Here is a 5,686-nt window from a genome sequence, read left to right as displayed (position 1 = left end):
TGACCCGCTCTTCCGATCTCTCGGTTTCGTACTTCAAGGCACTTTCAGGAGACGCGCCAAACAGAGTAAAAAGCTCATCCTGCATGTAGAACATATACGGGCTTGGATTGCTTTGTTTTAGCTCTTTATAAGCGGCAAGAGGAGATGGACACGGCAAGGTAAATCGGCGTGATGGGACCACTTGGAATACATCGCCTTTAACCACGTATTCTTTTAAATCTCGTACTGTCTGACAAAATACGTCATCTGAGATGCTTGGAACCACATCAACCTTAGTGAGCTTCTTAGCATGAACCTCTGCTGGTGGTTGTTGGCACTGTGTGGTGATTTCCGTCAGTCGCTGCTCTAGCTGTGCTTTTATCTTTGGATCTTGGCTAAAATTACTGGCGTGAAGGTGACCTTGCTCGGTTTGATGATCGAAGCGCAATAAGGTTTCGGCGACATAAAAAACATAGTCAGGACATTGGTTAGTGCTTTCTGCCTCACCTAACGGCTCGAAGTTTGCCACTAAGTCATAGGCAAAAAGGCCAGCTAAAAATAGTTCTAACTTTTCGTCTGGGTTTGTTTTATAGCTATGTTGGACAAGGCGAAGGGCATCAAATGAAGAAGACTCCCGAAGGCGAGAATCTTCATCTAATGTGTCGCATGCCGATGAGAATGTCAGTACCAGCTGATTTTCATTGAATTCAGAGTGAATCTCTGGATTCACATTCGCGTAAATATGCTTGATTAAGCTGCGACCATTTTCGGTGAGCGCCTGGTAGGTAACCCGATGCCCGTAACAGATAATTCTGACCGCAGAATCGATCAAGAGCATACTTTTAAGGTTCTGTTTTGAGTCAATTTCAGCGGATTCAAGTAATAAACTGTCTCGCTTATTTTCACATAGAGAATGAAATAGCTGAGTAGGGTCTTGAGCATATGGAACGTTGGTATTGATGGTTTCAATACTTCCCAACTGTTTAATATTTATGGTCTTGTTCACAAGACTTCCTTCTAGTTTTTTGTATCTGCTTATCATACATACTCGCACAAACTACCTAGACTCCCAATGAACAATATGCCTTATTTGATGAATTGTTCAGCGGTTGAATGTGAGCGCGTCGACAAAATAAAAAAGCCCGCTAATTTTAGCGGGCTTTAGTGAAACAATCTGGCTTGTTTTTTTACACGTTTACCCACTTAGAATATGTCCAAGTACGCCACCAACAAATGTCAGCACAAAGTACAGAAACTTTATCTTTATTCGTTAGGTTAAATGCTTGTAACATAGTGGGCCTTATCGGATACGTTTGTATTTATGTACTAGTTAACTAGTATGCGAAGAGAAAGTCAACCAAAACGAATGAAAAAATGAAAATAGATCTACACTGTCACACAACCGCTTCAGACGGCAGGCTTACCCCGCAAGAACTTGTAGAAAGGGCGGTGAGCTTTGACGTAAAAGTGTTAGCGATAACCGATCATGATACGTTAGATGGGATCAGTGTAGCCAAGGCGTACATTGAAGAAAATTCGTTAGACCTAGAGCTCATTACTGGTATTGAGTTCTCCACGGTATGGCAGAATAAAGATATCCATATTGTAGGGCTGAATATCGACACCAATGATGATGCTGTACTCGCGTTAATTAACCAGCAAAAGTTACATCGTCACGAAAGAGCAAAACTGATTGCCCACCGATTAGAGAAATCAACAAGGGACGGTGTTTTTTCCGAAGTACAGGATATCGCAGGGGATGCACCCATTACTCGTGCACATTTCGCCAAATGGTTGGTTGATAACGGCTATGCTAAAACAATGCAGCAAGTGTTTAAAAAATACCTAACTCGCAATAACCCAGGGTATGTGCCACCTAATTGGTGCTCTATGAAAGATGCGGTGGATGCGATACACAGTGCAGGAGGGCTCGCAGTATTGGCTCATCCGGGGCGCTATAACCTAACAGCAAAATGGATTAAGCGTTTATTGGCGGCCTTTACAGAAGCTGGGGGCGATGCAATGGAAATAGCGCTTCCTCAACAAGCGCAACAAGAAAGACGCACACTTGCTGATTATGCGATACAATACAAACTATTAGCCTCTCAAGGCAGTGACTTTCACTATCCTTCTCCGTGGACGGAGTTAGGAAGAAACCTCTGGTTGCCTTCTGGCGTTGAACCAGTTTGGAAAGATTGGACGTTGAGATCATCAAATACCACGAATAATGAAGATGATCTCACAGTATAGAGTCGCGAGACTCGATAATGAGGAATAACAATGAGCCAGTTCTTTTATGTACACCCTGACAATCCGCAGGCTCGCTTGATTAATCAAGCAGTCGCAATCATACGCAATGGCGGTGTTGTGATTTATCCGACCGATTCAGGCTACGCGCTAGGTTGTCAGCTTGAAAATAAACAAGCGTTAGAGAAAATTTGTCAGATACGTAAGCTAGACAGTAAGCATAATTTCACGCTTTTATGTCGAGACCTTTCTGAAATAGCGCTGTACGCAAGAGTTGATAATACAGCGTTCCGTTTGCTAAAAGCGAATACACCGGGTCCCTATACGTTTATCTTCAAAGGGACAAAAGAAGTGCCTCGACGTTTAATGAATGCCAAACGTAAAACCATCGGTATTCGTATTCCTGATAATAAAATCGCGCTGGATCTATTAGAAGCTTTAGGCGAGCCGCTAATGTCGACGTCTCTCATCTTGCCGGGTAATGATCACACCGAATCGGATCCGGAAGATATTCGAGATCAGTTAGAGCATGCCGTCGACTGTATTTTAAATGGGGGTTACTTAGGCGAACAACCCACAACGGTGATTGATTTTAGTGAAGATGATGCGGTTGTAGCCCGTATAGGTTCAGGAGATCCATCTCCATTTGAATAACCAAAAAATGATGCTTTTCAGATGATAATTTGAGATACTGCGCGGCCGCGATTTTTGGTCGCACAATTATTCTTTCGACGTCTGTGAAGACGACAATTACTAGGTAAAAAAATGAGCGAAAAACTACAGAAGGTTTTAGCACGCGCAGGGCATGGCTCACGTCGTGAACTTGAAACGTTAATTAAATCTGGCCGTGTCAGTGTCAACGGAGTAGTAGCAAAACTGGGTGAACGCCTAGAAGATGAAAGTGCTGTTATTCGTATCGATGGACACACTGTCTCTGCGAAAGTTTCTGAAGAAGTGGTTTGCCGCGTTCTCGCCTATTACAAACCTGAAGGTGAGTTGTGTACTCGCAATGATCCTGAGGGACGCAGAACCGTCTTTGACCGCTTGCCAAAAATCCGTGGTTCTCGTTGGATTTCTGTTGGCCGTTTGGATGCCAATACGTCTGGGTTGCTTTTATTCACCACTGATGGTGAGCTTGCAAACCGTTTGATGCACCCTAGCCGTCAAGTAGAACGTGAGTATTTGGTTCGAGTTTTTGGTGAAGTTAACGAAGAAAAAGTAAGAAACCTTGTTCGCGGCGTTAAGCTTGAAGATGGTATGGCTCGATTTGAAGATGTCGTTTATGCGGGTGGGGAAGGTATGAACCATACTTTCTACGTAGCAATCAACGAAGGCCGTAACCGTGAAGTTCGTCGTTTATGGGAGTCTCAAGATACTACGGTAAGCCGCCTTAAGCGTGTTCGTTACGGTGACATCTATTTAGATAAAAAACTGCCTCGTGGTGGTTGGGCTGAGCTTGATCTTACTCAGGTGAATTATCTTAGAACTCTGGTTGAGTTAGGCCCAGAAAAGAACACGATGCTTGATGAATCTAAAGATAATACATCACGTAAACGTGAGCGTTCTCGTAGTCAAAAAATTCGTCGTGCAGTTAAGCGTCACGAAGAGCGAGTAAGTACGCCAAAAGGTCGCAGCAATAACCCGTCTCGCGGTAAAAAGCCAACTAAGAAGTCGGCAGGAGAACCAGGCGCACGTAATAAAAATCGTCGATAAATTAACGTTTATTGCCACATAACATTGTTTTGATAAGCTGATAGTCCTCTATCAGCTTTTTTTATGTCTGTAATCTTGAATTTCAAATACAAATTGTGGCCATCCAAACTGAAGGCTTTATTTAATTAATCAATAAGTTGGAAATGAAGCGGTATGTGCTAAGGTTATAGCATACTCATTTTCCATATCGCACGCTATTCAGAGAAATGTTATGCCGAATAAGCCCGCCGAACAAGCAATGGACAGCTCTCTATTGAGCAAGGTATTTGAACACCTAGAACAAGCGGTTATCATCGCTTCTTTGGATCGAAAGATCCTCACTATCAACCGGGCAGCAAGTGATCTTTTTGGATACTCTCTCGATGAGGTCATCAATAAAAGTGCGGAAATTTTATACGCAAATCGAGAAGAATATTTACTTTTAGGTGATTCTCGTTATAACCCAGACATGAACACGTCAGAATCTTCGATACTCGTGAACTACCAAACCAAATTTGGACATGGATTCATTGGAAAAACCTCTGGCGGAGTCATCAAAGATGAGCAAGGAAATAACCTTCTTATTGTATCAATGATATCGGATGAGTCGGTTTCACTTGCGGCTGAAGAAGCGCTCAATAAACTTCATTCGATCACTTCTTCTCGGCAATTAGATTTTCAACAACGCGTTCATGCCATCCTCCAATTAGGGGTAGAGTTGTTTGGCTTACCTATTGCCATATTCAGCCAAATTGATGGCAATAAATACGTCATAAAACAAGCTGTTCACCCAGAAGATGGATTAGAAACAGGCATGAGCTTTGAACTTTCAGGAACGTATTGCAGCCACGTTTACAAAGCCAATGAAGTGCAAGGGTTTAACCATGTTTCAAAAAGTGAAATTGCGACACACCCATGTTTTGTGGCGTTTGGCTTAGAGTCTTACCTCGGCGCGCCCATATTTGTCGATGGGGAGCGTTTTGGTACGTTGAATTTTTCAAGTCCAAACCCTTGTCGCCCCTTTATTCGCCAAGACTTTGAATTAGTGAAGTTGTTCTCTAATTGGGTAGGTCATGAAATTGCGAGGGAAAATGATTTACGCGCTTTAGAAGAAGTCAGTCAGAAAATGGAGTCTATTGCGAACACGGATGTACTCACTCAATTGCCTAATCGTCGATTTTCAGAAATCCGACTACTAGAGCTCATTGAGCATTCTAAGTGTTATGGTAATCACCTTTCGGTGGCCATCATCGATTTTGACCATTTTAAAGATATTAACGATACCTACGGACATTTAGTGGGTGATAAGGTGCTGCAGTTATTTGGTGAAATAGCTCGGTCATTCAGCAGGAAAACCGATTTTATTGGACGCTGGGGTGGGGAAGAGTTTATCGCTGTTTATTCATCGACAGATACGCAAGCTGCCGCTAAAGTTTTGCAACGTATTATGTCTCAGCTTAAAAATTCTAATCTAGATGCCTTGCAGGCGGGGTTGAAGCTAACGGTGAGCATTGGCCTAACGTCATTAAGAGTAGGTGATGATATTGATGTCATGTTAACCAGAGCCGATAATCTTTTATACAAAGCGAAAGATAATGGCAGAAATCAGATCCAACAGGATTAATACCAATCACAGTAAGTGATCAGAAATAGCGCAGAAAAAGGCTTGAGAACAAGGAGGGATTTTTTTATCAGTCGTTATTCTACAATTAAAAATTGTAGCGCAGTTATCGAGTATTTTAATCAGCTAGGGTGAACCGTTATTTAC

At 42.5% G+C, this 5,686-nt stretch carries 6 protein-coding genes and 1 other annotated feature; of the genes, 4 read left to right on the top strand and 2 right to left on the bottom strand.

Features of this window, described 5'->3' with window-relative positions; genetic code table 11:
- Together ACP45E_RS15325 and ACP45E_RS15320 are read right to left on the bottom strand one after the other, a co-directional pair.
- Window positions 1-985: chorismate-binding protein (locus ACP45E_RS15325; protein WP_198927733.1), on the bottom strand; the 985-nt coding region annotated here is incomplete at its 3' end.
- A gap of 126 nt (window positions 986-1,111) precedes the next feature.
- Window positions 1,112-1,214: a sequence feature (Trp leader region), on the bottom strand.
- Complete coding sequence (locus ACP45E_RS15320) at window positions 1,167-1,271, bottom strand: Trp operon leader peptide (protein WP_139152152.1); 105 nt, start codon at window positions 1,269-1,271, stop codon at window positions 1,167-1,169. It overlaps the preceding feature by 48 nt.
- 82 nt (window positions 1,272-1,353) lie before the next feature.
- On the opposite strand from ACP45E_RS15320, the gene rnm reads away from it, so the two are divergent.
- The 4 genes from rnm (at window position 1,354) to ACP45E_RS15300 (ending at window position 5,542) form a co-directional block, all read left to right on the top strand.
- Window positions 1,354-2,229, top strand: a complete 876-nt coding sequence (gene rnm, locus ACP45E_RS15315; RefSeq protein WP_017038982.1) for an RNase RNM — start codon at window positions 1,354-1,356, stop codon at window positions 2,227-2,229.
- Window positions 2,230-2,259: 30 nt separating this feature from the next.
- Complete coding sequence (locus ACP45E_RS15310; protein WP_017033829.1) at window positions 2,260-2,880, top strand: L-threonylcarbamoyladenylate synthase; 621 nt, start codon at window positions 2,260-2,262, stop codon at window positions 2,878-2,880.
- Between the two features lie 111 nt (window positions 2,881-2,991).
- Window positions 2,992-3,939 carry a 23S rRNA pseudouridine(2605) synthase RluB gene (gene rluB, locus ACP45E_RS15305; protein WP_017033830.1) on the top strand — a complete coding sequence of 316 codons (948 nt, stop codon included), beginning with the start codon at window positions 2,992-2,994 and terminating at the stop codon, window positions 3,937-3,939.
- A gap of 211 nt (window positions 3,940-4,150) precedes the next feature.
- Entirely contained in the window at window positions 4,151-5,542 is a 1,392-nt protein-coding gene (locus ACP45E_RS15300; protein ID WP_017033831.1) for a bifunctional diguanylate cyclase/phosphodiesterase, read from the top strand.
- Window positions 5,543-5,686 lie beyond the last annotated feature (144 nt).

The sequence above is a fragment of the Vibrio genomosp. F10 str. 9ZD137 genome, assembly GCF_049974785.1.
Classification (GTDB): Bacteria; Pseudomonadota; Gammaproteobacteria; order Enterobacterales; family Vibrionaceae; genus Vibrio.
Note: the sequence above shows the minus strand (reverse complement) of the source record. Positions and strands in the feature narration are given on the sequence as shown.

Coding starts and splice junctions, on each gene's coding strand:
- ACP45E_RS15320 (WP_139152152.1), bottom strand. CDS start 1,271: ATGTTACAAGCATTTAACCTAACGAATAAAGATAAAGTTTCTGTACTT.
- rnm (WP_017038982.1), top strand. CDS start 1,354: ATGAAAATAGATCTACACTGTCACACAACCGCTTCAGACGGCAGGCTT.
- ACP45E_RS15310 (WP_017033829.1), top strand. CDS start 2,260: ATGAGCCAGTTCTTTTATGTACACCCTGACAATCCGCAGGCTCGCTTG.
- rluB (WP_017033830.1), top strand. CDS start 2,992: ATGAGCGAAAAACTACAGAAGGTTTTAGCACGCGCAGGGCATGGCTCA.
- ACP45E_RS15300 (WP_017033831.1), top strand. CDS start 4,151: ATGCCGAATAAGCCCGCCGAACAAGCAATGGACAGCTCTCTATTGAGC.